Source organism: Streptomyces sp. NPDC101227 (genome assembly GCF_044767545.1).
Taxonomy (GTDB): domain Bacteria; phylum Actinomycetota; class Actinomycetes; order Streptomycetales; family Streptomycetaceae; genus Streptomyces.
Genome location: NZ_JBIWOD010000011.1, coordinates 181,568 through 208,087 on the forward strand (window position 1 = coordinate 181,568; position 26,520 = coordinate 208,087).

The window sequence follows — 26,520 nt, forward strand, 5'->3', positions numbered from 1 at the left end:
TCATCACGGGGGAGCTCTGCCTTGTTGAACCCACCTGTCGCTGTTGAGTGGGTCCTGGAGTTGCTCGGCTTCGACTGGCCGACAGCGGACGAGGACATGCTCTTCGAATGCGCCCAGATCTGGCGCCAGTTCGGCTCCGAGGTCGCCCAACACCAGTCCCGGGGAACCCAGATCGCCAGCGACATCCTGGCGGCGAACTCCGGCGACGCCATCGAGGGATTCACCAAGACCTGGGAGAAGTTCTCCGGCGGCTCCGGCTATCTCGACGACGCCCAGCAGGCGGCCGAGGTCATCGCCTTCGTCTTCGAGGCCGCCGCCGCCATCGTCATCGCCATGAAGGTCGCGGTCATCATCCAACTGGTGGTCCTCGCCTGTGAGATCGCCGCGGCCCAGGCCGCCGCCCCGTTCACCCTGGGCCTGTCCGAAATAGGCGGCGCCGCAGCCACCTTCGCCACCCGGGAAGTCGTCCGCAAGCTCCTCAAGAAGGCCGCCGAACAGCTCCTCGAGGCCGCCCTTGAGTGCGCCAAGGAACCCTTCGTCTCCGCCCTGCAGGCCATCGCCTCCGACCTCATCGCCCAGACCGTCAACCAGAACTTCGGCGCACAGAAGGGCTACGACCTCGGCCGCACCGCCAAGACTGGGGCGAAAGCCTTCACCGACGCCGTCGAGAACACCGGCGAGACCCTCGGCGAATCCCTCCGCGACGGCGCCGGCCACCGCGCCGGCCACCGCGTCCGCGGGGGCATCGACAGCGCAGCAGGCCGCAGCCACGGAAGCGACGACTCCGGAAACGACAGCAGCGACAGCAGCAGCAACAACAGCAGCGACTCCACCAGCTCCAACGACGGAAGCGACAGCGGCGGCAGCGCAGACGGCAGCTCCGGAACCGACTCGGGAAGCAGGAGCGACGGCAACAGCTCCACGGGGTCCGACAGCAGTTCGTCGAGCCACTCCCCGAGTTCCAGTAGTTCCCCGAGTTCGAGCAGCGGCGACTCCGGGCGCAGGGCACCGGATATCGGCGGTCCGTCGTCCTCGTCTCCGTCGAGCGGTTCGGACAGCTCTTCGTCCAGCGCGTCAGACAGCTCTTCGGACAGCTCTTCGTCGAGCCCGTCCTCGTCGTCCGATGGCCCGTCGGCTTCGAGTTCGCCCTCCTCTTCCTCGAGTACGCCGTCCCACAGCAGCACGGACAGCACCGGCAGCCCGGACTCGTCGAACCCCTCGTCGTCCTCGCCCTCACCAAGCCGTGGCTCCGACTCGCCCAGCCCCTTCGACATGGGCACCCAGGCCTACAACGAGAGCATCGGTCGTCCTCCGGGCGACGACTCGTCCACCCCCGACTCGTCTCCGGACTCGTCCGCCCCCGATTCGAGTCCGGACTCGTCCACGCCGTCCACCGCGACGAGACCGGACGTCGAGGGCGGACCGGCCCCCGACACCACCCCTGACTCCGCCCGTCCGGACAGCACACCGGACGCCCCGCCGGGCACGGCACCGGGCAACGAGCCGTCCATCCCCTCCAACTCCTCGCCCATCGAGGGCCCGGGCACCACGCCGGATGTCGACGCCTCCCCGGCGCCGGACACCACCCCGGACAGCGCTCGCCCGAGCCGCCCGGAAGGCGTCGACGTCCACACCCCGGAGCAGGGCGCGTCGATCCCGGACCCGCGCAACACCGAGCCCGCGCCCATGCCGTCCCCGCCGCCGGAGACAGACCGCCCCGAGGCCTCACCCGCCCCGGCTCCCGACAACTCCCACCCCGAACCGGGCGTGCACCAGGCCGACCGCGACCCGGCCACCACCATGCCCGCACCGGCCCAGAGCCCCACGCCGGGCGACTCCCACGACGGCAACAACAACGACGGCAACAACAACGACAACCAGAACCAGGGCAGCGGCCGCGTCTCCATGCCGAGCGGCGCCATGCCCGGCAACACGCCCACGGCACACCCCGGCCCTGGTCAGGGCCACGCGCCGACACCGTCCACACCGACCCAGCACCACCCGGACGACGAAAACACCGACCTCATGGGCAACACCGCCACGGTGGCGCCCCCGGCCCCCGGTACGCAGCCCCGTGACGCGGGCATCCCGCAGCAGGCGGCCCCCTCGTCCGCGACTCCCTCAATGTCGCCCCCGGGTGCCATGCCACCACCGGCGTTCGGCCCCATGCCGACGCAGGCGCCGGCGGCAGGCAGGCCCACGACGACACCGCGGGCCACCACGCCCAGCGCCACGACGCCGCGTACGGAACAACCGAGCACCCGGCCCACGACGCCGTCGCGGGACACCCAGCAGAACGGTCCCGCGTCGCCGCCGCGCACCGAGACGCCGCGTAGCGCGACGCCGAGCAGCGGGACACCGAGCCGGCCGACCACGCAGCCGCGCACTGACACACCGCGCACCGAAACGCCCAGCCGCCCCACCACACCACCACGCACCGACACGCCGCGTGCCGAGTCTCCGCGCACCGAGACGCCCGGGCGCCCGACCACGCCGCCCCGCGGCGAGCAGCCGACGAACCGTCCGACGGACCAGCAGTCGCCGGCCGAGTCCCCCACTTCCACGCCGAACGACCAGGGGATGCCGGCACCGAACAACCAACAGCCGGACCATCAGCAGCCGGACGCCACCGACCAGACGCCCGATCAGAACCAGCCCCCCGCTGACGACAGCGCGCCCGAGCAGCCCACGGCGCCTCCGCCTGCGCCCCAGGCAGACAACCTCTCGGACATCCGTAACGACCTGAACATCCCGTCCGAAGGCCTGACCACACCCGACCCCGCCCATCAGCAGGACCTCGAGAACGCCCACCCGAGGAACCCCGACGGCACCCCGCAGGTGTACGCGGACCCGCGCCAAGGAAACTGGGCCGGTCTGCAGAACGACGGCGGCCCGGGGGTGCCCGGCCGGTCCAACAACTGCGCCGACTGCACCCGCTCGTTCCTCGAAACGTGGTTCGGCCGCCCGACGGTGTCCGCCCCGCGCACCTTGGACCTCAATGCGGACGGCAGCTTGAACACCATGTCCGCGGAGCGCGACTCCGTCGAGAACCAGGCGCGTTGGGCCGGCGCACCCAGCACGTACGCGGGCAAGGACCATCCCAACCCGTACGCACGTATCGCCTACGAGCTGTCGCAGGCCGGGCACGGCTCGGCAGCCGTGATCGGCGTCAACTGGCCCGGCGGTGGCGGCCATGCCTTCGCCGCGGTCAACCACAACGGCCAGGTCCTGTTCGTCGACGCGCAGACAGGCGTCGTCAGCGAGAATCCGATCCACCTGGGCGCCCAAGAGGTCTTCTACACCCCGCTGGACGCCAATCGGAATCCGATCACTCCGTACTTCCTGACCCCGTCGACGCCCGAACCGTCCACCGAGAACACCCCGGACACCGACAACAACCCGACCCCGGACTCGACGACGGACTCGACGACGGACGAGTCAACCCCCAACAGTGAGACGGACGAACCTTCCAGCACATCACCGTCCACCGAGCCGTCGACAGAACCGTCCACTGACGAGACACCCTCCGACAACGACGACTCGACCACAGAACAGAACGCGAACGACGACGGCACCGACACCGCGCAGCCGTCGACGACCCCGGATTCCGACGCAACGCCGGAGACCACACAGACGCCTGAAACGACGCCGACCCCGGAGACGACACCACCGCAGAACCAGGAAGTTTCTCCGGACACGGACACGGACACCGCTCAGGACTCCGACTCCGACTCCGACCCCGGTCAGGCGACAGATACGACCCCGGATTCGGACGTCACCCCGGACCAGGACGCCCTGCCTGCCGACGACACAGCGGTCACGCAGGGCGACACGCAAGACAGCCAGAACACCGAGGAAACCCAAGACGGGCAGGACGGGCAGGAGCCCCAGGAGTCCCAGAACGATCAGGACTCCCAAGATTCCCCAGACGACACGGACTCCCAGGACGACACGGACTCCCAGGACGCCCAGAACTCCGACGGCTCCGACGCCACCGACCGCTCGGAGGACTCCGAGCACTCCGACGACTCCCAGGACACCGACCACCAGCCGGAGTCGGGAGAACCGGTCCTCCCGTCCACCGCCACGCGCCCCTCCGGTCCGCCGGATGGCTACGACGACCCCACCGACGCCGACAACCACGCACAGCAGGAACGATTCCCACGCAACGAGGACGGCTCGTTCCAGCAGGCCCCCGACCCACGCGAGGGCACTTGGGTCGACGACATCCGCGGCCAGAACCCCGACGACTCCGGCCGCAACGTCAACTGCCCCGACGGGGTACTGGCATTCGCCGATTCGTATGCGGGCAACCCCACGGTCGCCGCCCGCCGCAGCCCGAACGAGAACGGCACCCCCGCCGACACTCCCGAGCCGGGCGGCCGCGATCGCATCGAGAACACCCTGGGCGCCAAGTTCGACGACTTCGGCGACGGCCGCGACGCGTACAACAACCTGGAGACCACCCTCCTCAACGAGGGCCATGGCTCACAGGCCGTGATCATCACGCAGAACGCCGACGGCCGTGCCCACGCCTGGAACGTGGTCAACCACAACGGCCAGGTCGTCTACGCCGACCCGCAGACGGGCCAGCGCAGCACCACCCCGCTCCACAGCGGCGACAACGGCGTCTTCGCGATCCCCCTGGACGCCAACCGCCGGCCCATCCAGACCGCCGACCAGCCCACCGCACCACCCCAGAGCCAGACCACACCTGCCGGTACCGACCACACAGCGCCCCAGCGTCCGGCCGGTTCGCCCCCTGGGTCCAACGACCCCAGCGCGGAAGCCACTCGCGAACAGCGCAACCAGAGCCTTCCCGACCCGGAAGCACGGACCGATTCGCATGCGAACCTTCCTCCGGACAAGGCACAGGGCGACCTTCGAGACGCGCACGACGTCCATCGGATCGGTCTGGGCCCGGTCCAGGAGCAGATGCGGCAGTGGGCCCAGCCGCAGGGCGACCCGCCCGAGGTGCGGGTGCCCTTGGCCGACCTACTGCAGGAATCCATCAAGCGCCGCCAGGCGCACGCGGAGTCGGCGCCGCGGGTACGTGAAGCCAGGCACGACTATGACAGGGCGCTGAAGGAAGTCTCCGACGCCAAGGCCGAGCGAACCAGGGCGGCGACCGCGGAGCGGAACGCCAAGACCGACGACGCGAAGCAGGCGGCTCAGGACAAGCGGGCGGCGGCGGAGCAGCGGCTCGCCAATGCCCAGCAGGCTCTCCCCCAGGCCGAGGCCGCCCACAAGGCCGCGATGGTGGCGCACCGGAACATTTCGATGCCGTCGACGAACTTCACCGACAGTGATCTCCGGCAGCATCTTGATCCCGCGTGGTCGCAGATGAACGACGGTCAGCGGTACGCCGCGATCGCCACTATGGCCCGCATCAGCCAGTCCTTCCATGCCAACAACGCCGTTGGCGCGAGCCCTGACCGGGCCGCGAACAACGACGTGTACGGCGACGGAAAGTTCCACGAATCAGCGGCTGCCTGGCGACGTGAACTCGCATCGCACCCGGACGGGACGATCCTTCGGGATGTAAACAACCTCAAGCGGATGATCGAGGAGACGGAGAGCAATTCGCTCGACCTCTCCGGCAAGAATTACGCGGTCGTGGAAGTTGTCGACCCGGACACCAAGGAAAGTCACTACATCGTCGATTCGTCGGTTCCCCCTGCCCTGGACGGCGCCAAAACAGCGCACTCCGAGTCCCACATTCTCAACTGGATCGACCAACTCAACGCGAATCGGGCAGCCCAGGCGCAGTCCAAGGTCGAGATCAAGGGCCTCTACACCGAACGCGAACCTTGCGGCCTGCCCACCACCACAACCACTGATACCAAGGGCAAAGTCACCCATCATCCCACCGGCCACGCCAACTGCGCCAAGACGATCAACGATTCCCAGGCGATGGACGGTGTCCCCGTCTACTACAGCACGACCTATCGAGCGGACCCGGAGCTCAAGAAGCTCAAGGCGGCCGAGCCGAACAGGCTGCGGAACGAGGAACACAAGACCGACCCTCAAATCAGGACTGCGCTCGGCAGGTACCGCACGCCGAACCAGCACATCCAGGACGCGGAGATTAATCGTCACCTGAAATTCGTCAACGAATTGGCACAGACGCTGGCGAATACAGGCCAGAACACACCATCGGCCCCAACGCCAGACCAGAACACACCGCCCACCCAGGCACCTCAGTCGGGCCCGTCCCATCCCACGGACCCCAACCGCACACCCCCATCGGACCCGGCAGGCACGGACCGCCGTCCGCCGGCCGACCCCGCAGGCACGGACCGCCGTCCCACCACCGACCCCACCAGCACAAACCACAGGCCCACCACCGACCCTGCCGGCACAGACCGCAGGCCCCCGGCGGACTCCGCCGGCACGCCGACCACCAACCCGACCGGCAGCGAGCACATACCTTCGGCAGACCCCGCGAGCGTCAACTCCCCGGTGGACAACGGCACTGCGGACAACAGGACTGCGGACAACGGAACATCCGCGCCGACGGACTCGCAGCGCGCGCACCGCGACGTTTCGCAGCCGGAGACCGAACTCGCGGACGCGCGAGAGACCCCGCGCCCCGCCACTGCCGCCACAGTGGCGGGCGAGCACGCCGGCGCCCAGAACCGCTCCGCCGACGAGCCTCGCGAGGGCTCCCCCGCCTCGGACAACCAGCCGGAAAAGCGAGGCCGGGTCAAGCAGATCTGGCAGTCCATGACCCACTCACGCCCGGCCGAGCCCACCGAGATCACCACTGAGGTGGACCAGCCGCGCTTCCTCAACCACAAGAAGCTGCCGGAGCACCAGCCCGACCGTTACGGCACTCCGCTGGACCGTCGCGACGGGACGCGCGTGCCGCTGTTCGACGGGCCTCCGTCGCGTGAGCAGACGCAGCAGGGTGAAATCGGTGACTGCGGCGTCATCGCCACCATGGGCGCCATCGCGAGCAGGTACCCGGATCTCCTCCAGGACATGATCCGGGAGACGGAGGACGGCAACTACGAGGTCCGCTTCCACGAGGTCGCGTACAACAAGCGAGGCAGACAGGCTCCGACCGGCCGTATCCTGACCGTTCGCGTCACCCCGGATCTGCCCGTGTACAGCGATTTCCCGAGCATCACCGTCTACGCCGACGCCAACGACGTGGGTGTGGCCTGGCCGGCGATCATGGAGAAGGCCATCGCGGGCCTCGACCAGTTCTGGGACGACAAGAAGCGCGAGTCCGAGTCGCAGTTCCCCCGAGGCAGGGACTTCGACGGCAACCTGCTGACGGGCTACTCCCGTATCGCCCAGGGCTCGACATCGGGCGAGCGTGCCTTGCTGCTCGCCCACCTCACGGGACGTATGTCGGAGAACCACGATTTCCCGACGCAGTACGATATGCACGGCCGCAGCCCGGAAAAGCAAATCCTGGCCCACCTGCGGGAGCTCACGGAAAGCGGCAGGCCGGTCGTTATCGGCACCCGCCCGAGGGGCAAGGGCGTGGAGAACACGATAGAGAAGGGCCTCTTGAGTTCCCACGCCTACGAGATCGTCTCGGTCGACGAAAAGGGCCTGATTCAGTTGCGCAATCCGCATAACTGGAAACATCCCCAGCCGCTGACCATCAAGGAATTCATGAAATACTGCAGCAACCAGTACGCGTCTTTGGAGGATGAGAAATGAGTAGAGCCGACACGATTCATCTCTGGCACGGGATTCAGAAAAAGTCCGAGAACGCGAGGTTCGTAGTGATGGACATCTACAGGGAGTCCGACGCCTCGGTAAGGGTTCAGCTCGCGACCTTCGCCACCGAGGAGCAGGATCACACCCTCCGCATCGGCGACACCTTCCCCGTGGGCGACGAGACATGGCAGCTCGCCGACCTGACGGATTGGCCGAGCGAGGACGACTGGACCGTGGTGCTGCGCCGCGTCGCGCCTGCCCCGGCCTGAGACCGACACCGCCCACTTCTGCAGACGACACCGCCTGCCCGGGTCATGCGGCAGCAAGACCCGGGCCGTTCCTTCCCACGCGGCCACGCGTAGGGTCGAGGAGTCATCGCGCAACCGAGGAGGACCATGCCCGAGCCAACCACCGACACCCCCGGAATCCCCGAGGAAGAGGTCGCCGTTCGCGTCGGCGCTTGGTGGCGTGAGGGTGGGCGCGGCGGCCAAGTGGCCCATGTCGTCCCCACGGACGGCCATGGCGCCTGGGCCGTCATGCGGGAGATACACGAGCACGTGCCGGGCAGTGTTGTCGTCGACGCCACCGGTCTCACCGCCGAGCAGGTCATGCAGCAGGCCCTCACGGCGCTCGGAGTCGATCTGTCCGCGGACAAGCGGGACGACTGGCATTTCGCGCTCGGCTCGTGGCCCGAGGAGCGGTTGCTACTGGTCATCAACGCCCATCGCGCCGGGTTGACACGGCGGTCGTACGAGTCCGAGCTGCTGGTGACCCAGACCCTTCCGTGGCTGGCGTGTGGCAAGTTGGCCGTAGTGGCCCATGTGGTTCCCGAGTTGCTGCCGGCCCGCGTTGATCCCAGGGCAGTGTTTCGGCTGTCCGCGGCGGCCGTCGAGCCTCTGCCGGCGGTAACGGAGTCCGTTGCCGTGCGGGCGTTGGCACTGGCCGAGCCTCGCCTCGTACCCCTTCCCGTCTGGGCCCAACTTGTCGCAGGGCTGAGCGGTGAAGCGGTATCCGAGGAGGAACTCGCGGATATCGCAGCGGAACAGTCCGACGTTCTCCGGCTCGGGCCGCTCGGGGCTTCCTTCGTCGACGAGGCCGTGGCCGAAGCCGTGCGCCGCGAGATAGATTCCGCTGAACTCACCCGTGTCAATGGCCATGTGGTCGCTTGGCTCATTCGCTCGACCCCGGATTTCCGCCACCCCGAAGGGTGGGCCAGGCGCGGTGCCGTCGGCCTGTACGCGGCCACCGGGCTCGCCATGCACGCCGTACAGGCGGGAACATACGGCGAAGTCCTTCGGGACGGACGCGTCATCGCCAATCTGCCGCAAACCGCACTCATGGACGCGGCGCGCAGCATCACCTTCTTCATCCCCGGAAACACGGCCGCCGCCGACGCGATTCATCTGTGGGGGTGGGGAGTCACACCGCGGCGCCAGACGGAGTGGGCCTCGTGGCTGCACTTGATGGCCTTCTCGCGCGACGATCACGCATTCGCGTCGGGTGTAGCCTCCTCAGGCGTTGCACTGCCCTGGCGAGTCAAATGGGCACATTGGCGCCCGCCGGGTGGATATCACGCACGCTTTCTCCGGGCCGGAAAGTTCGCCGCGAGGGCGCAAGTGCAATGGCGGGGACGAGCCGCCATCGCCGGTTTGCAGCGGCGGACGGAGGACGGGGGCCAGCAGTCGTATGTCTCGATCCGGGACGCGGAAACGGGAGACCGTGTCGCAGGGCCTTGGGAAAACGACGAGATTCCGGAGGAGAATCGTGCGGATCTCGCCTGGCCCGAGTCACCCGGGGACGACTCCGCATCGCCTGAGCTTGTCCAAGAGTTGTTCGCCTCGTCGTCCCCCCGCCGAAGTGACAGCGCATTCGTGCTGCCCTGCGAGCCACTGGCCGTGGATGAAGTCGTCATCTTTGGCGGCGATTTGGGACTGATCGCCCTTCAGCCCGCGCAGGGCGTGGACATCTCCGATTTCGGCGCGCGGCAGCAGCCCCTGAGCGATAGTTACGCGGACGCGGGCCTGAGCAGTCCGCTTGATGCGCCGACTCCGAGTCGCGAGGACCTCATCGATCTGTTCGGCGAGGACGACATCTTTCCCATCGAGGCCGAGGATCTCCCGGATGGCCTCACCCACGAGGCGACGCGCGAACTTCTCCTGGAGTTCGGGCTACCGTACATGTGGGACGAAGGAGGCATGGGAATCTTCCCCTGCGGGGACTGGGAGTCCGATGTTCTCGACGAACTGCCCTCCTGGCCCGAGGGTATCGAGCCCGTGGCCGAAACCGGTCCCTTTTTTCAGATCGGCAGGTGGATGGGCGCCAAGCTCGTCATCGACGGCCCCACCGGACACATCCTGCGCGTCCCGAACGGGCCCGACGAGGAGTATCTCGCCGCTCTTCCCGCCGCGCACAGCCTCGACAACTTCCTCACCATGGTGGCGCTGTGGGTGATCGGGCTGCGCACCCAGAGCATTCTGCCCCCGTGCGCCGAACGGGGGCAGCTCCCGTACTGGGTCCTCGGGGAGCTGACCGATGTCGAGGAGCGGGGCGGTGAGCAGCCCGCCTGGTCATACGTACTCCACAACACGTGAGGCCGACGACACTCATGCCGGAATTCCCGGGCACTTCGTCGACCGTTGCCGCACCGGGACCGGTCTGATCACGGAGAATTTGCACCATGCAGTGACGCCGCTCCGCCCGCTGGCGTTCCGTGCGCCGAGGACATGAGCGGGCGGGGATGGCAGGTACCGTTACATGGGCACAACAGAGGCCATAGAGGCCCGAGTTGACGATGCGCGCACCATCTTGGTCGCGCCGTCGACGGTGCAGAACCAGGAATGGGTCGGGGACTTCTTCGGGACCACCATCACGCCCGAGGATCTGGCCTCCGCTTCGCCCGACCTCGCCGGGAAGACCGTCTATCTGTGCGGTGACCTGTCCGGGATCAGCAAACGCCAACTCGAGGCCGCCGCCCGCGTGTTCGTCATCCGGGAGCTGTCGCACGGCTGCCCCGAGAGCACCGGCGCCCCGTGGCCCGTCGTCGGCCTCGGCCGCCTCCCTCTCCGTGTGCACGGCGCCGGGGTGTACTACCGGCGCTTCTTCGAGCCCGGCAGCGGCGAGTTCGACCGTATCCGTGCGGAGCACACGTTCCAATCGCTGACGGAGTCCAACAAGCCGGGCACGGCGCATCGCAGCGGAATCTATCTGACGCCGGTCACGCGCGACGGAGACGCACTGCATTTTCGTCTGCTGCGCTGCTCCACGAATCTCTCCGGGCCCACCGAGAATTTCGGGCCCACCGACACACGTATCGTCGGGGCTCTCAATCGCGAGGCCGCCACTGTCTTCCGGAACCAGGCCCCGCTCAATCACGTTCTGGCTCAGATCTACCACAACACCCTGGCCACGGCGCAGCGCAAGCAGTCCAAGGCACGGATCTCGGCGCATGCCGACAAGACCAAGGACATGCCCGTCAACGGCATCATGGCCTTCTGCACGTTCTACGACGGGCTCGACAGTCTGCGGCCGCTGCCCGGTGACCCCTTCGACTTCGGAGTGAAGGGGGTCAGCGCCCTGACCCGGCTCCACTTCCGCCTCAAGGATCCGGTCGGGGAACGCGACCACGCCGCGTTCCCCGCGCAGTTCACGGTGACGCTCCATCCCGGCTCCGTCTTCTTCATGCCGCTGTCCACCAACCGCCTCTATACGCACGCGATCCGCCCGTCGGGGCTGGACGCCGGGCGGCTGCCGACCCGACTGGGATACGTGGTCCGCTGTTCGAGCGCCGAAGCCGTGCACGAGGACGGCCACACCTTCCTCAAGTCGGCGGGAGGGACAGGCACGGCCGGCGATCGGGTGCGGCTGGAGCCTCCCACGGAGGCCGGCATGGACGCGCTGCGCGGGCTGTACGCCGAAGAGAACAGCACCTCGTCCTTCATCGACTACGGCGACGCGTTCCTCTTCAGCATGAACACGGGAGACTACGTTGCTCCCCGGGCCTAGCATTTCGGACGAGGTCCTCGCATTTGCTCTGCCCGCTGAAAAGAACCTCTTCGCGGAGCTGTCCGCTTCGGTGCGCTGGGAAGACGCAGGGAAAGGCCGCCAGGGCGCCGCGCTCACGAAGGTCGACGCCGCCGGTGGTGTGCCTCTCGTGCGGACCACCGCTCAATTCAGCAGCCCGGCGCAGCCTTTCCGGACGGTGCACGAACGGCTGGCGCAACGGATCCAGGACCGCGCGGAGCTTCCGGTGGGCTTCAACAACGCTCTCATCGAGCGCTACACCAACGCGTACACGAAGATGGGCAGCCATTCCGACCATGCCCTTGACCTGGCCGAAGATTCGTTCATCGCCGTCTTCTCCTGCTACCGCCATCCCGAATGCGGGCCGCCGAGGAAGCTGATCGTCGAGACGAAGGAGTCCGATGGCGAGACGCTGGAGGTTCCTCTCGCCCACCACGGAATCGTCGCCTTCTCCGTCGCGGCGAATCGACGACTCAAGCACAGGATCGTGCTGGACGCCCCCGCCGAGGCGGCGGACAACCAGTGGCTGGGCGTCACGTTTCGCACGTCGAAGACCTTCATCCGGTTCAGGGACGGACTCCCGTATCTGCCGCAGGGCTTGCCGCTCACGTCGGCCGACGACGAGCAGCGGCGCGACTTCTTCCGAATGCGCCGGCGCGAGAACACCGAAACGGACTTCGTCTACCCCTCGCTGACGTACACCGTCAGCGAGGGAGATCTGATGCCGCCCGAGCATCCGTTTCCGGGAAGGTGAGCCAAGGGCGGCGTCGGCGCGTCAACCGGAGAGGCGCGCGACGAGACGCCTCAGTCCCTCCTGGCAGTTGACGCCCGTCTGGAGCGTCTCCCATGCCTGCGCGGCCTGCACGTCGGACAGGCCCGGCAAGGTCCCGTCGATCCAGGTGTGCAGGGCCGATGCGGGCCAGCGGATCAGGTCCTTGGGTGGGAGCGTGCCCATCAGGGCTTCGACCGCCGGACGGTCGGCCTGGATCGGCAGGTCGGCGAGGACCAGCGCGACCACGTCCACGGCTGCGAACTCCCGTGCCGCTGCATCGTCCTTGAGCAGCTCGTCGACGGCCCCACCGACGTGCACGAAGGGCGCGATCACGTGCACGAGCCCGGCCAGGTCGAGCCCAGCGCGCACGCGCGCGCGCTGGCGGTCCAGCCAGGCGTGCAGCACCTCGCGGCCGAGGGGCGTGCGGCACAGGCCGGGGGTGCTGTGCCAGCTGCTGTGCGTCGTGGCGCGGTGCGGGGGATAGTGATGGTGGTAGGAGATTCCCGCCTCGGGCAGTCCCACCAGGTCGAGTTCGGCGTCGAGCGCGTCGCGCAGCTCGCGGGCGAAGCGCGGGTCGGCGAGCAGCCGGGGCAGGTGCGGGTGCCGGTGGACGAGCATATTGGCGATGCCAGCGCCGCCCAGTTTCGGCGGAGGGTCGGCCAACGGCACGCCGTGTTCGAGGAGCTCGTCCGCGAGGTCGAGCGGGATGAGGGCCCGCCTACGGCCGGGCTCGGGATACGGCAGGCGCACCGGAACACCGTCGGCCGCCAGGCGTGGAGCGAGGCGCACCGCAACGTCGTAGAGCTCGTCACTGCGCGTGCGCCCGGTCGGTTCGCTCGCCAGCCAGTCGTACAGCACGCGGGAGGCCTCGCCGGCGGGGAGCCCCGGCCGCTCGCCCGTCAACTGGGCGAGAGCGCCGCTTCGTTGGAGCAGCGACAGCCAGTCCTGCGCGCTGTTCGCGTCGTCCGGGGCCAGGCGCAGTACGTCGTGCACCGTTTCGGGGCGTCGCTCCACCAACAGCTCCAGGGCCTTCCCTTTCAGCGCGTCGGCCCAGAACTTGTCGGCGTCCCCCGCGCACAGCCCGATCCTCGGCACGAGGTCGGCGAGCAGAGCGGCCACTTCGGACTCGGGATCCGCCTTTGCCGCCCGGGCCACCTTGCGCAGGTCCGCGGCCACGCCCGGATACAGGTCGGCGGGCGTGTGGACGCGCCGTGCCAATACATCGCGAAAACACCGGAGTTGGTGCGACGAAACCACCGCACCCCGGGGAGCCAGTTCCTTGGCACGCGCGCGTACCGCACCACCGGCCAGCGCCCCATGGTCCGCGAAGGTGGCGTAACGGGCGTCGAGCCGGCGCTCGTCGGGCTTGGTGTGGTGTTCGCGTTCGGCGTTCCTGGCGCGCGTGAAGTATCCGGCGGCGTACACCTTGTGCTTGCCGCCCTCCTTCACGCACAGGTCGGCGAGTTCGTCGAGGAAGGCGGGGAGGAATCGGGGTGCCGTCGCGGCCAGGTTCTCCACGTCGCCGTCCAGGAGGGACTTGTAGAGGAGCGGGCTGCCCCAAAGGCTCCAGCCGAAGGCGTACGCCGCCTCCAGGACCTCCTGCTCCTGGCCGGGGTAGGCCGCCATCAGCCGCTCGGGAAAGGCGAGTTCGCTGCCCTCCGGGAGGCGGATGCCGGTCGTGAACGTGTCCGTGAGCGCCCATTCCTCCCGCGCCGCCAGCAGCGTGTCCCAGTGGTGTGCGAAGGGGGCCCTCAGCAGGAGCGTCATGGTGTACTCGGCGGGGTGGACGTACGTCCGCGCCACCAGCGCCGCCTCGTCCTGGTCGGCATCGGGTGCGGGCGGGGCCGCCGTCGGCTCGACGCCGGCCTCGTCGAGCGCATCGCGCCACACGGCGTCGGTCTCGAACAGGGCCGCGGGCACGCGCGTGCCCGCGGCGGCCCAGGCTTCGGCCTGCATGCGCGCGTCCCTGCGGTGGCTCGTGAGCGCTCGCCGCAGCCGGTACAGCCGGCGGACGCCTTCGGTGTCCGCGAGTCGGTCGGGTATCTGTTGAAGCTTCCTGCCGCGTGGATTGCGGAAGACGACCTGGAGGTCGTCGTCCAACTCGGCGGTGTATCCGCCGACTTCGTAGCGCCGGCTCATGTTCCGGTACTTTCCTTCCCCGTCTTGCTCGTCTGTCGCGCGTGCGCTCGGGCTCAGGCGGCCGCGACGCGGCGCGGCGCAGCACCGCGATCCAGTCGTCCTCGCTCGGCCGGCCCGTCAGCTCGGCGAGCCGCCATGTCTCGTCGCCCACGCGGAAGATCGCCTTGTTGGCGTGGCACGCCGTCGCCGACGCGGCGCGCATCCACGGCGATCGGGTTCGCATCGGGTCCGATCAGAACAGGCCGTGCCACATCTGCTCGATGATCACTGACCACCAGTTCCGCGGGTCGTCCAGCGCCGACGCGTCGATGGCGACGAGCTGCTCCTGGAAGGCGGCGACGGCGCTGCCCGCCATGATCGGGTCGAGCGCGATCATCTCCTCGCGCGTGGTGTGCAGGAGCGCGAGGGAGCGGGCGAAGGCGGACACCGAGGCGTTGACTCGGCGGCCCGCGCCGCTTTCCGGAGTGACGGCCCAGAGCTGGCCGACCGGCTCGCCCTCCAGATCGGACCCCGTGCACTGGACGGTGATCAGAGCGATCCCGTCGGTGCCGATCCTGACGTGACCCTCCAGGAAAGCGAGGGCGTCGGCGCCGGCCTGGGAGCCGACCGCGCGCAGATGTGCGGCGGCATTGCCGAACAGGCCGGCCGGAAGCTCCGCCTCCGGGCTGTCGGCCGTGAAGAAGAACGGGATGTCGGCCGGAAGCCCGGCCCAGGTCAGCGTGGCCTTGGCGGCCTCGGGGAGGGGGGTGCCCGCCACGTCGTCGGCGTCGTAGCGACGTACGTCGTCAGCGCCGAAGGTCTCCGTCAGCGCGCGGCCCAGGGCGACATCGCGGAGCGGCTCGGCCGGCTCGACGCCGGTCGGCACCGGCGCCCGATGCGGCCGGGGCGGCGGTTGCTGTCCCGCGATCTGGTGCATCTTCTCGACGTGCTGGATCAGCCCGGCGATCGCCTCGGCGCGTTCCTCGCCCCGCAGGCCGTACTCATGCGTGCAGGAGAACCGGGCGTTGGGGAAGCGACGGCCGAGCAGCAGGCCCGGGTACCCACCGGGGAGCAGGCTGGAGCTGAGGTCGGTGTGGATCGCGACCACGTTCTGCGCGGGGACGCCCAGGCTGTCGAGCTCCACCATGGCCTGGTACTCGGAGTGCGGCTCGCCGGGGGCGGAGTTCTTGAAGAGGCTCGTCTCCTCGCCGGTGCCCGGGTCTACGAAGGTGATGACCGTGGTGTTGCCGGGGCCGGTGACCGGCGGCTGCGCGGGCGGCGCGGCCTCCTGGCCGCCACCGTGCGTCTCCTGGCCGCCACCGTGCTTTTGCTGATACATCCGCACGACCTCCTCGACCGGCACGGACGGCCAGGTGCTCAGCTCGCCGGTGCGGCGGTCGACCACACCGCAGGAGTGGCCGATCGTGGCCGGCGGCCGGCGCTTGCCCGTGACCGGGTCACGCTCGACCGGCGGGGCCGCGGCCCACACCACCCAGCCCAGATCGAACTCCTGCATCCGCACCTCACGGCGCTCCTGTCCCTCGGGGTTGAGCCACCCCTCGGCGGTCGCGAGCGCCTGCTCCTGGCTGATCACGGGAACTCCCTTCGAGTCTTCGGGCGGACGGGGCCGGTGCGGCCGGTGGCGGTGCGGCCGGGGCGGTGCCGGGCGCGCTCCATGGCCCTCGTCCGAGTGGGCCTGGGTGCAGGCTGTGTGCTGCGGGCGCCTTCGAGAGGCTGCGGGCCCATAAGGCTAACGGTCTGCGTTGGGCAGGGTCAGGCGGTCGGGTGGGCTTCGGGCCCGGGGGCCTGTGCGGGCTCCGGCTCGGCTGCCCGCGGGTCGGGTACGCCGGCTGCGGAGCTCCGATGAGCCGCCGTATGGGGCGTATCGGGCTGCGCCGAGTGGATCTGCAGCGCCTTCACACCGCTTTCCGTGGCAACAAGGAGAATACCGTCGGACGAGAGGTCGGTTCCCGTGAAGGGCGTGGCGGAGATCAGGGCCGTGACGATCTTCTCGTCGCCCTTCTGCGCGCCGCGCCGCCAGACGCGAACATAGTCGGCGCCGCGGCTGAACCCGAGCGGCCCTGTGGCGCGCTCGTCATCCGAGGGGCGCTGGATCCGGGTCGGGTCGGCTTCGATGACGGAGCCGGTGGCGAGGTCCTGCACCAGCACGGCGGGGGCCTTGGGATCGCCGGCCTTCAACGGGCTTGAACCCGGGGTGCCTTGAGGCACCACGGTCACGGCGACCGCGGCCGGAGCGTCCTCGGCGCCGTCCGACGCTGTGTTGTCGTTGTCCGGCGCAGCCGCGGCCGCGGACGGCATCAGTTTGCCGACGGTCACGGCGTCCACCCCGGCGACCGGTACGCTCCACAGGGTGTGCCAGGGCAGCCCGGGCACCATGCGGCGCAACACCGCCGCGTACTCCGGCAGTCCGTCCTCGACGAACGCGGTCTCCAGGAGCGCCGCTCGAAGGGTGGCGGGTGCCTGGGTGCGGGTGAACAGCGGAGCCGTACGCAGATATGTGCGCGCAGGTGCGTCCAACTGCTCCGGGGGCAGCGCCTCCATCGCGGCGCGCAACCGCACCGGATCGGCGTGGGCGAACAGGCCGGGGTCGGTGAGGAGCCGGGGGAGCAAACCGGCCCCCAGGGCGTGTCCCGCGATGTGATCGCGAACGTACGCCGCTGCCTTCGTCCAGTCCTGATGGGGTACGGCCTCCAGCAGCTCCATGGCGATACGCGCCTGAGCGCCCGGAACATCCGGGATGCCTGCCCGAACGGCCTCTCCGATGCCCGGGTGCTGCAATCCAAGGAGCGTCCGCTCGTCCTCGGGGATGTTTTCACCGGCCCTCTCGACGGGGCGGATGAAGGGGGCGACGAGCAGCATGCCCCGCGCCATGTCGTCGCTCATGTCCCGCTCGGCGACGGCGGAGGCGAGCGGGGTCAGCAGGTGCACGGGCAGGCCGTCGCCCTCGGCAAGGGCGAGGGGCGCGAGGATCTGCCGCAGGGTGCGGGGGTGGGCGTCAAGTCGCTGGGCGTGCAGATCGAGCACTTCGCCGACGCTGCCGGGTAGTTGGCTCTCATCCGCCGGGTCGAACCCCTCCGGGTGCATCAGGATCGACTGCACGACGAGATGCACGGTCAGACGGCTGCCCGCGCCGCCGCCCGCCCGCCGGGCGATCGCCTCGGCGAGCGCGCGTCGAGCGTCGGGCTCGGTCGTGAACGGCAGCTCCGGGGCGCCGAACTGGGGATTGAGCAGCGCCTCGGCCTGCAGCACGAGCCCTTCGGGGTCGGCCCACTCGGGTGCGTCGAGGTCGATGATCCGGGCCACGCCGGGCGGCAGGCCCTCGGCGAGCTCGGCGGCGAACTCCCGGGGCACGTCGGCGAGAAGGCGTATGGACTCGACGGCGGCGAGGGGCTTCAGCGCGTCCCGCACCACCTGCGCGGGCTCACCCGTCCCCCGCACCGGACCGGCCCGGTCCACATCCGGCACCACGATCGTCACCGGCTGCCCTGACAACGGGAGTTGACCGAGTTCGGGGAAGATGTCGGCGGTGCGGGTCGCGGACAACTCGTAGTGATCGGCGAGCAGCCACAGGGTCTGCGCTGCCGTCAGTCCGGCGACGCTCGGCACCGCGGGTGCGGGCAGGTCCGGAGGCACGGTCGCCGGATCGAGCGCGTCCAGCTCGAGCCCCTTGCGGTACTCCGGGTCGCAGAGCATCAGGAACCCCGTGAGCAGCCGCGAACACCCGGCGCCCGGGCTTCCGGTCAGGATGACGACCCGAGGCGCGTCCGGCCGCTCCATCCGCCACGCGGTGAGCGCACGCAGCGCGGCATTGCGCCCCCCGATGTAGGGGTGGGGTTCATGGGCCTTGATCCGTTCTGGGGCCTGGGTCGGGCTGGTCATTGTCTCCCCGTTGTCCTGTCCGTCCGGCACCGTCAAGTTATGTTGGCCGTACGTCGTTCATCCTAGAGCGTGTCCGGTGGGTCGGACCGTCGCGCGAGTACGACCGGCCTGCCAGGGCTTTAGCCTCGTACCGACGCGGGCCGGCTGGGCTACTCGTACTGACGGCCGCCGGTCATCCGCGCCCTCCGGGGCCGTCCGCCCGCCGCTCGGGGGAGTACCGGCGGGCGGACACCGGGCCGGCGGGCGCCCGTCCGCCGGCGTCGGCCCCCGTGGAGTACCAGTCAACTCCTTCACGGGCGGGGGCGGGGGCGTGTGAAGGCCCCCGCCAGGTGCACACGGTTCACACCCCGTGCGAAGCACCGGGCGCCGTCACCCGCCGTCACTTCACACGGGGTGTGTTCGGGTGACCCGCATCCGCCCGCCGCACACGCTCCCGCCTTTCGCCGCAGCGCAGTTGACTGTTACGCGTACGGACGACGAAGTCCCCCGGCACAAGGAATGAGGATGCGGAACGTGACCGCCCACCCTGAAACCGACCCGGTGACCGCCGACTTAGCGGAGCTGAGGCGCTGCCTCGATGTGCGCACCGCCCGGGTCGACGGACACCTGGCACTGCTCGCCCAGCGCGCCGAACAGTGCGAGCGTGACGCGGACGAACTACAGGCCCGCGTCACGCGGCTGGAAGGCACCCGCTGGCCACTGCCCTCCCTGGCCGCGCTCACGGGGATCGCGGCGCTGGCGGTCACGGTATGGCAGGCGACCGGACGGTGAGAGAGAAACGGCAGCGGCCGGGTACGGTCAGCCCAGGCGCAGATGATGCAGCATCAGCAGCGCCGCGGCCATGTTCGCGGCCGGCACCTCCCCCCTCGCCACCATGTCGGGTACCAGCTTGAGCGGCACCCACTCCCGCCGCTCCGACTCGAAGTCGTCCTGCGGGGAGCCGACGTACTCGCCCTCGTCCGACCAGTAGATGTGATGCCGCGCGTCGGTGAGGCCGTTGGACGGCTCCACCGTCAGGAGATGCCGGAGGGGGCCGGGGCGCCACCCCGTCTCCTCCTCCATCTCCCGCGCGGCCGCCGCCGCGAGGTCCTCGCCGTCCTCGACGACCCCGGCGGCCAGCTCCCACCCCCAGGTGTCGGTGATGAAGCGGTGCCGCCACAGGAGCAGCACCTCATGGGCCGCATTGACCACGGTGGCCACGGCGACCGGCCGCATCCGGATCAGATAGTGATCCAGATGACGGCCGTCGGGCAGCTCCACATCGGCCAGATTGACCCGGAACCACGGATTCGAGTAGACGGGCTTTTCGCTGAGATTGTTCCAACGCACGTAACTGCCACCTTCCGCTGTTGAGCAGGCAAGGTGACACGAGCCCGGTCACAGCGGAACGCGCAGCACCTCGTCGATGAGATCGGCAGCCTCGTTGGTCGCGGAACTCCCGGTCCTGGCCAGATGCTCGCGCACCGCCCGCAGCCGGTCCCGCAGCCGTTGCGACTCCATGCCCCGAGCCCGCTCCGTCATCTGCGCGGCATCGGCCACCGCCCGGTCCGCATCGCCTTGGCGGAGCTCGATATGGGTGAGAATGGCCAGCCGGTGGACCCGGCCCCGGTCGTGTGCGGGGGTGTCGACGGCGGCGTCCGCCTGTTCCCGGGCGGCCCGCAGGTCGCCGAGGCTCAGCAGCGCCTCCGCCACTTGTACGTTCACCAGGCCGGGCTGGACATAGCCCGTCTCGGCCGGCTCGAGGCCGGGCCGGATGCGCTCCGCCGCCGCCTCCGCGCGCCGTATGCACGCCAGTGCGCCGGACCCGTCGCCGAGCCGGGCGTAGGACTTGGCCTGCATCGCGTAGAGGTCGGCGGCCAGCGCGGGGGTGATCTGCGGGCCCGCGGCCCGCAGCGCCGCCTCCGCGAAGGCGACCGCCTGGCGGTATTCCCGTACGAAGAGGGACTGATTGACCAGCAGCGCGATGACATACGCGCCGAGGCCGCGGTCCCCGCTGGCCTTGGCCAGCCGCAGCGCCTGATGGAAGTAACGCTGGGCCAGCCCCAGAGCGTCCGAGTCGTACGCGCAGATGCCCGCGACGGCGACCAGTCCCCCGGTGGCCCGGTGGAGCTGACGGCCCGTCGCATCGCTGTAGCTGCCCCGCAGCAGCGGCGCCGCCTCGGTGTTGAGGAACCCCACGATGCGTGCTCTGGTCGCGACACCACCCGCCTTCCGGTACATCTGCTCGTAGTGGGTCCGCGCGGCGCGCAGCATCTCGATGTCGGCCATGCCGACCCGGGTCAGCCCGTCGCGCGAGACGTCCTGGTCCTCGGGCGGGTTCTCCCACTCCCATACGGGGATGACCGCCGAGGTGCCGGTGAGTGCGGGCGCGGCCAGGATGTGCGGCCGCTGCTGCTCGTCGGAGCGCCACAGGGCGGTGGCGCGCTCGACGAAGCCGGAGAGCGGGGTGTCGGGGGCCCGGCGCAGGCCGGGACGGCTGAGTCCGATGTCGTCGAGGCCGACCGCGCGGTGCAGCCGTTCGCCGAGGATCTCGCAGATCAGATCGGGTACTTGGCCGCGCGGCCGCTGGCCCTTCAGCCAGCGGGCCACCGCGGTGTGCTCGTACCGCAGGGCCAGCCCGCGGGCGAGGCCGAGCTGGTTGATGCGCGCGGCGAGCCCGGCGTGCGAGATACCGGCCTCGTCGAGGATTGCGTCGAGCAGGGTGTTGGGCTCCATGCCGGCCTCCCGGTGAGCCCGGCCCGTCCCCCGGCGGCCCCCTGGCTCGTGGCCTTGTCGACGTGACTACTGCACAGAATCAGCGTAGTGAACCGCGCTTCACACGGGGTGTGAAGGGCGCGGGAGCCGGTCCGGGCGGCGCGGCCGGCACCCCCGGCCGGTCGTGGCACAGCACCACCAGCGCCACGTCATCGGTCGGCCGCCCGCGGGAGTGCCGCAGCAGCGCCTGCCGTACGTCCTCGACCAGCCCGGCCGGCGAACGCCCCGGCCTCCCGTCGGCCCGGCGCAGTTCCCGCGCCAGCGGAAAGAACTCCCCCGCGGCGTCCCGCGTATCGGTCGCGCCGTCGGTGTGCAGAAACAGCCCCTCGCCGGGCCCCAGCCGCCCGCAGTCGACGGTGGGCAGCTCGTCGGGCAGCGGGAAGAGCCCCAGCGGCGGCATCGGTTCCACGGACGAGAGGGGCACCGCCTCCGCGGCTGCCTCCTGGGCCGCCTCCGACGCCGCCGCCGGGCCGCCGACCGGATACGGCCACGGGTGCCCGCAGTTGAGCGCCGTCACCGCACCGTCCCGGTCCACCTCCAGCAGCAGCAATGTCACGAATTCCTCGGCAGCCGGGCCCGCCGGCTGCCCGGTGCCCGCCCGCTCCCGCAGATGCCTCTGGTGCGCGCGCTCCAACCGGCGCAGCACCCCGCCCAGTTCGGGCTCGTCATGGACCGCCTCGCGAAAGCTGCCGAGCATCGCGGCGACGGTACCCAGCGCTTCCAGCCCGTGCCCGCGGACGTCCCCGATCACCGCCCGTACGCCGTACCGGGTCCCCGCGACGTCGTACAGGTCCCCGCCGACCACGGCCCCCTCGCTCGCGGAGAGATGGCCGGCGGCCAGCGTCATGCCGTCGATACGGGAGGGCAGCGGCCGCAGCAGCACCCGCTGCGCGGCCCCGGCGACCTCCCTGCTGCGCTCCAGCTCACCGAGCAGCCGTCGTCGCCGGCCCGCCGTCAGATAGCTGGCACAGATGACCGCGAGGACCGCCCCGCACGTCGCCGCCCGGGTGCCGAACCCGGCCGCGGGCTCCACCGCACCGAACGGCACCAGCGCCAGCAGCGCACACGCCCCGCCGAGCAGTACGCACTGACGGCGGCCGGTCCCGGCGCAGGCGATGGCGGGCGCGGCGGCCAGCAGCTGGAGCAGCTGACCGCTGCTCGGCCGGCACAGTTCCCAGCTCACCACGGCAAGGACCCAGACACCGGGCAGCACCAGCACGAAGACCTGCGCGGCACGCGGCGCGGCCGCGGGTGCACCGCCCCTCGCCCAGGCCCGGATCATGCCGATCGTCCCCCTAGGGTCTGTCCGATGGGCCCGGCCATGACCCGTCGGACAGGCCCTGGCTCGACCGCAACGATTCTTACGACGTTCCCTGCCGGTACGCCAACCGTGGGCGGCATCTCACCCGATGGAGTGACGGCGGATATGCCGGGAAACGACCGAGGGCCGCGCGGCAGTCGCACGGCCCTCGGGTGTCACGGTGTGGCGGCTAGCCGCGCAGCACCGCCCCGGTACGCTCCTCCGCCGCCGCGACCGCCGCGTCGCGGGCCGCGGAGGCCTCCTCGGCGGTCAGCGTGCGGTCCTCGGCGCGGAAGCGCAGCGCATAGGCGAGGGACTTCTTGCCCGCGCCGAGCTGCTCGCCGGTGAAGACATCGAACAGCCGCAGCGACTCGAGGAGTTCGCCGGCGCCCTCGCGCAGCGCGCTCTCGACGTCGGCCGAGGGGACGGCGTCGTCGACGATGAGCGCCACGTCCTGGGTCGCGACCGGGAAGGCCGAGATCCGCGGGGCGCGCCGCGGTCCGGCGCCGGCCCGCTCGATACGGTCCAGGTCGATCTCCATCGCGCAGGTGCGCTCCGGCAGGGCGAGGGTCTTGATGACCCGCGGGTGCAGCTCACCGGCGTTGCCGACGAGGATCTCCTCGCCGTCGACGAGGGCGAGCAGCGCCGCGCAGCGGCCCGGGTGGAACGGGGCGTGCTGGTCCTGGCGGACGATCAGCTCGACGCCCGCCTCGCGCGCGACCGTACGGCCCGCCTCGATGGCGTCCGCCCAGATCGAGGGGCGTCCCTCGCCCCACCAGCCGGCCTGTTCGCGGCCCCCGGCGAGCACCACGGCGGCGCGCCGCGGCTGCTGCGGCAGCGAGGCGTCCAGCGAGGCGATCTCGTCGTCGGTGGGGCGGCGGTCGACGACCAGCCGGCTGGCCGGCTTCTCGTCGCCGCTCGCGCGGAAGACCGGGCCGGTCTCGAAGAGCGCCAGATCGTGCGTGCCGCGGCCGAAGTTGCGGCGCAGCGCGTTCAGCAGACCCGGGATCAGGGTCGTGCGGAGGTCGGGCTCCTCGTCGGAGAGCGGGTTGAGGAGCGTGACGGCGTCCCGGCGCGGGTCGTCCGCCTCGATGCCGAGCTGGTCGAGGACGTGCGAGCCGGTGAAGGGGTAGTTCAGCGCCTCGACGTAGCCCGCGCCCGCCAGCGCCCGGCCGACCCGGCGGTGCAGCCGCTGACGCTCGGTCAGCCCGCGGCCGGCCGGCGGCTTGGGAAGGGTGGAGGGGAGGTTCTCGTAGCCCTCCAGCCGGATGACCTCTTCGGCCAGGTCGTTGGGGTCGGCGAGGTCCGGCCGCCAGGACGGCACGGTGACGACCAGCTCGTCCTGGCCGTAGACATCGCAGCCCACCTGCTGGAGGCGGCGGACGACGGTCTCCCGGCCGTAGGTGACACCGGCGACCTTGTCCGGGTGGTTGGCGGGGATGGCGATCGTCCGCGGCCCGCGGGGGGAGACGATCTCGGTGACGCCGTCCTCGGCGGTGCCGCCGCCGAGCAGCACGAGCAGGTCGACGGTGCGCTGCGCCGCGGCGGACGCGGCCTCCGGGTCGACGCCGCGCTCGAAGCGCTTGGCCGCCTCGGAGGACAGCTTGTGCCGGCGGGCCGTACGGGCGATGGCGACCGGGTCGAAGTGCGCGGCCTCCACCACGATGTCGGTGGTGCCCCGCAGCCGGCCCGTCTCGGGGTCGGTGACCGGGCCGGCGATCTCGGTGTTGGCGCCGCCCATGACACCCGCGAGGCCGATCGGGCCGCGGTTGTCGGTGATGACCAGGTCCTCGGCGTCCAGCACCCGCTTGGTGCCGTCCAGAGTGGTCAGCCGCTCGCCGGCGGTGGCGCGGCGGACACCGATCGGGCCGTCCACGCTGGTGCGGTCGTAGGCGTGCAGCGGCTGGCCGAGCTCCAGCATCACGTAGTTGGTGATGTCCACGGCGAGCGAGATCGGGCGCATCCCGGCCTTCTGCAGGCGGCGCTGCAGCCAGAGCGGAGAGCGCGCCTCGGGCTCCAGGCCGGTCACCGTGCGGGCGGTGAAGCGGTCGCAGCCGATCGGGTCGCTGACCTTGACCGGGTAGCCGCCGGCGTTCGGCGGCGGCACGTCCAGCAGCGCCGGATCGCGCAGCGGCAGGCCGTACGCGGTGGCCGTCTCGCGGGCGACGCCGCGCATCGACAGGCAGTAGCCGCGGTCCGGGGTGACGGCGATGTCCAGCACCTCGTCGACGAGCTCGAGCAGCTCGATGGCGTCGGTGCCGACCTCGTACTCCGGCGGCAGCACGATGATGCCGTGCGTGCCGTCGTCGCCCATGCCCAGCTCGTCGCCGGAGCAGATCATGCCGTGCGACTTGCGGCCGTAGGTCTTGCGCGCGGCGATCTTGAAGTCGCCGGGCAGCACGGCGCCGGGGAGGACGACCACGACCTTGTCGCCGACGGCGAAGTTCCGCGCGCCGCAGACGATTTCCTGCGGCTCGCCGGTGCCGTTGGCCTGGCCGACGTCCACCGTGCAGAAGCGGATCGGCTTCTTGAAGCCCTCCAGCTCCTCGATGGTCAGCACCTGGCCGACGACCAGCGGGCCCTTGAGGCCCTGGCCGAGGCGCTCGACGCTCTCGACCTCCAGGCCGACCGCGATGAGCTTTTCCTGTACGTCACGACCGGTTGCCGTGGCCGGCAGGTCGACGTACTCCCGCAGCCAAGAAAGCGGGACCCGCATCAGATCTCCATCCCGAACGGCCGGGTGAACCGGACGTCGCCTTCGAACATGTCACGCATGTCTTCCACGTTGTGCCGGAACATCAGCATCCGGTCGATGCCGAACCCGAAAGCGAAACCGCTGTACTTCTCGGGGTCGACGCCACAGGCGATGAGCACCTTGGGGTTGACCATGCCGCAGCCGCCCAGCTCGATCCAGCCTTCGCTGGAGCAGGTGCGGCAGGGCCGGTCGGGGTTGCCCACGGACTCGCCACGGCAGACGTAGCAGACCATGTCCATCTCGGCGGACGGCTCGGTGAACGGGAAGTAGTTCGGCCGCAACCGGGTCTTCATGTCCGGCCCGAACAGCGCCTGGACCATGTGGTCGAGGGTGCCCTTGAGGTCGGCCATGGTCAGGCCCTCGTCGACGGCGAGCAGCTCGATCTGGTGGAAGACCGGGGAGTGCGTGGCGTCCAGCTCGTCGGTGCGGTAGACCCGCCCCGGGCAGACGACGTAGACGGGCGGCTCGCGGTCGACCAGCGTACGGGCCTGGACCGGCGAGGTGTGCGTCCGCAGGACGACACCGCTCTCGTCACCCTTGTTGCCGTTGCCCTGGACGAAGAAGGTGTCCTGCATCTGGCGCGCCGGGTGGTCCGGCAGGAAGTTCAGGGCGTCGAAGTTGAACCACTCGGCCTCGACCTCGGGGCCCTCGGCGACCTCGTAGCCCATGGCGACGAAGACGTCCGCGACCCGCTCCATGAAGGTGGTCAGCGGGTGCCGGGCGCCGGCCGGGGTGCGGTCGTGGGGCAGCGTGACATCCACCGCCTCCTCGACCAGCACGCGCGCGTCGCGCTCCGCCTCCAGCTCCTCCTGGCGGGCCTTGAGCGCCTGGTTCAGCCGGCCGCGGGCCTGGCCGACGCGCTTGCCGGCGTCCGCCTTGGCGTGCGGGGGCAGGGCGCCGATCTCGCGGTTGGCGAGCGCGAGCGGCGAGCGGTCGCCGGCGTGCGCGACCTTCACCTCGCGCAGCGCCTCCAGAGAGTCCGCGGCGGCGATGGCGGCCAGCGCCTCGTCCAGCCGTGCGGAGATCTCTTCCGGTTTCAGGGCTTCGACCTCGACAGGGTCGTACGACTTATTGGGTGCGGACATCTCTTCCCGTGCTTCCGGTGGACTGGCTTGGCATGGCTCGCGTCGCCTCGGCTCGCCCGCGATGCTGGTGCGCCAAAGGTGCCAAAGGTCAAGTCTAAGGGGGACGACCGACGCGGCCGGGCCTCGCCCCTGGCGGGGT

Annotated in this window: 14 protein-coding genes; 6 read left to right on the top strand and 8 right to left on the bottom strand. The window is 70.3% G+C overall.

Features of this window, described 5'->3' with window-relative positions; translation table 11 throughout:
• The first annotated feature begins 21 nt into the window (after positions 1-21).
• The 5 genes from ACIRPT_RS25580 to ACIRPT_RS25600 all read left to right on the top strand — a co-directional run bounded on the left by ACIRPT_RS25580 (position 22) and on the right by ACIRPT_RS25600 (position 12,451).
• A complete protein-coding gene (locus ACIRPT_RS25580; RefSeq protein ID WP_403830940.1) occupies positions 22-7,677 on the top strand; it encodes a toxin glutamine deamidase domain-containing protein in 7,656 nt (2,551 codons plus the stop codon).
• Complete coding sequence (locus ACIRPT_RS25585; RefSeq protein WP_403830942.1) at positions 7,674-7,946, top strand: DUF6406 domain-containing protein; 273 nt, start codon at positions 7,674-7,676, stop codon at positions 7,944-7,946. The genes ACIRPT_RS25580 and ACIRPT_RS25585 overlap by 4 nt, the downstream gene beginning before the upstream one ends.
• 126 nt (positions 7,947-8,072) lie before the next feature.
• Positions 8,073-10,268 carry an SUKH-4 family immunity protein gene (locus ACIRPT_RS25590; protein WP_403830945.1) on the top strand — a complete coding sequence of 732 codons (2,196 nt, stop codon included), beginning with the start codon at positions 8,073-8,075 and terminating at the stop codon, positions 10,266-10,268.
• Positions 10,269-10,431: 163 nt separating this feature from the next.
• Positions 10,432-11,679, top strand: a complete 1,248-nt coding sequence (locus ACIRPT_RS25595) for a hypothetical protein (RefSeq protein WP_403830947.1) — start codon at positions 10,432-10,434, stop codon at positions 11,677-11,679.
• Entirely contained in the window at positions 11,663-12,451 is a 789-nt protein-coding gene (locus ACIRPT_RS25600; RefSeq protein WP_403830949.1) for a hypothetical protein, read from the top strand. The genes ACIRPT_RS25595 and ACIRPT_RS25600 overlap by 17 nt, the downstream gene beginning before the upstream one ends.
• A 21-nt stretch (positions 12,452-12,472) precedes the next feature.
• Here ACIRPT_RS25600 and ACIRPT_RS25605 read toward each other — a convergent pair whose 3' ends face one another.
• The 3 genes from ACIRPT_RS25605 to ACIRPT_RS25615 form a co-directional block, all read right to left on the bottom strand.
• Complete coding sequence (locus ACIRPT_RS25605; protein WP_403830952.1) at positions 12,473-14,608, bottom strand: hypothetical protein; 2,136 nt, start codon at positions 14,606-14,608, stop codon at positions 12,473-12,475.
• Between the two features lie 232 nt (positions 14,609-14,840).
• A complete protein-coding gene (locus tag ACIRPT_RS25610) occupies positions 14,841-16,181 on the bottom strand; it encodes an SUKH-4 family immunity protein (protein WP_403830954.1) in 1,341 nt (446 codons plus the stop codon).
• 179 nt (positions 16,182-16,360) lie between these two features.
• Positions 16,361-18,487: an ATP-binding protein gene (locus ACIRPT_RS25615; protein ID WP_403830957.1), complete on the bottom strand. Its 2,127-nt coding sequence runs from the start codon at positions 18,485-18,487 to the stop codon at positions 16,361-16,363.
• Between the two features lie 513 nt (positions 18,488-19,000).
• On the opposite strand from ACIRPT_RS25615, the gene ACIRPT_RS25620 reads away from it, so the two are divergent.
• Positions 19,001-19,258 carry a hypothetical protein gene (locus ACIRPT_RS25620; protein WP_403505095.1) on the top strand — a complete coding sequence of 86 codons (258 nt, stop codon included), beginning with the start codon at positions 19,001-19,003 and terminating at the stop codon, positions 19,256-19,258.
• 27 nt (positions 19,259-19,285) lie between these two features.
• Here ACIRPT_RS25620 and ACIRPT_RS25625 read toward each other — a convergent pair whose 3' ends face one another.
• From ACIRPT_RS25625 to pheS, 5 genes are all read right to left on the bottom strand, one after another.
• Entirely contained in the window at positions 19,286-19,816 is a 531-nt protein-coding gene (locus tag ACIRPT_RS25625; RefSeq protein WP_403830960.1) for an NUDIX domain-containing protein, read from the bottom strand.
• A 48-nt stretch (positions 19,817-19,864) separates the two neighbouring features.
• The gene (locus tag ACIRPT_RS25630) at positions 19,865-21,202 is read right to left on the bottom strand and encodes a transcriptional regulator (protein ID WP_403830963.1); all 1,338 of its coding nucleotides are present in this window, start codon (positions 21,200-21,202) and stop codon (positions 19,865-19,867) included.
• 79 nt (positions 21,203-21,281) lie between these two features.
• A complete protein-coding gene (locus ACIRPT_RS25635) occupies positions 21,282-22,523 on the bottom strand; it encodes a PP2C family protein-serine/threonine phosphatase (RefSeq protein ID WP_403830965.1) in 1,242 nt (413 codons plus the stop codon).
• A 208-nt stretch (positions 22,524-22,731) separates the two neighbouring features.
• On the bottom strand, positions 22,732-25,257 hold the full coding sequence (gene pheT / locus ACIRPT_RS25640; RefSeq protein ID WP_403830968.1) for a phenylalanine--tRNA ligase subunit beta: 2,526 nt from the start codon (positions 25,255-25,257) through the stop codon (positions 22,732-22,734).
• The gene (pheS, locus tag ACIRPT_RS25645; RefSeq protein ID WP_403504474.1) at positions 25,257-26,381 is read right to left on the bottom strand and encodes a phenylalanine--tRNA ligase subunit alpha; all 1,125 of its coding nucleotides are present in this window, start codon (positions 26,379-26,381) and stop codon (positions 25,257-25,259) included. Before pheS ends, pheT begins: the two co-directional genes overlap by 1 nt.
• Between the last annotated feature and the right edge of the window lie 139 nt (positions 26,382-26,520).

Coding starts and splice junctions, on each gene's coding strand:
- ACIRPT_RS25605 (WP_403830952.1), bottom strand. CDS start 14,608: ATGAGCCGGCGCTACGAAGTCGGCGGATACACCGCCGAGTTGGACGAC.
- ACIRPT_RS25585 (WP_403830942.1), top strand. CDS start 7,674: ATGAGTAGAGCCGACACGATTCATCTCTGGCACGGGATTCAGAAAAAG.
- ACIRPT_RS25635 (WP_403830965.1), bottom strand. CDS start 22,523: ATGATCCGGGCCTGGGCGAGGGGCGGTGCACCCGCGGCCGCGCCGCGT.
- pheS (WP_403504474.1), bottom strand. CDS start 26,381: ATGTCCGCACCCAATAAGTCGTACGACCCTGTCGAGGTCGAAGCCCTG.
- ACIRPT_RS25590 (WP_403830945.1), top strand. CDS start 8,073: ATGCCCGAGCCAACCACCGACACCCCCGGAATCCCCGAGGAAGAGGTC.
- ACIRPT_RS25595 (WP_403830947.1), top strand. CDS start 10,432: ATGGGCACAACAGAGGCCATAGAGGCCCGAGTTGACGATGCGCGCACC.
- pheT (WP_403830968.1), bottom strand. CDS start 25,257: ATGCGGGTCCCGCTTTCTTGGCTGCGGGAGTACGTCGACCTGCCGGCC.
- ACIRPT_RS25630 (WP_403830963.1), bottom strand. CDS start 21,202: ATGGAGCCCAACACCCTGCTCGACGCAATCCTCGACGAGGCCGGTATC.
- ACIRPT_RS25615 (WP_403830957.1), bottom strand. CDS start 18,487: ATGACCAGCCCGACCCAGGCCCCAGAACGGATCAAGGCCCATGAACCC.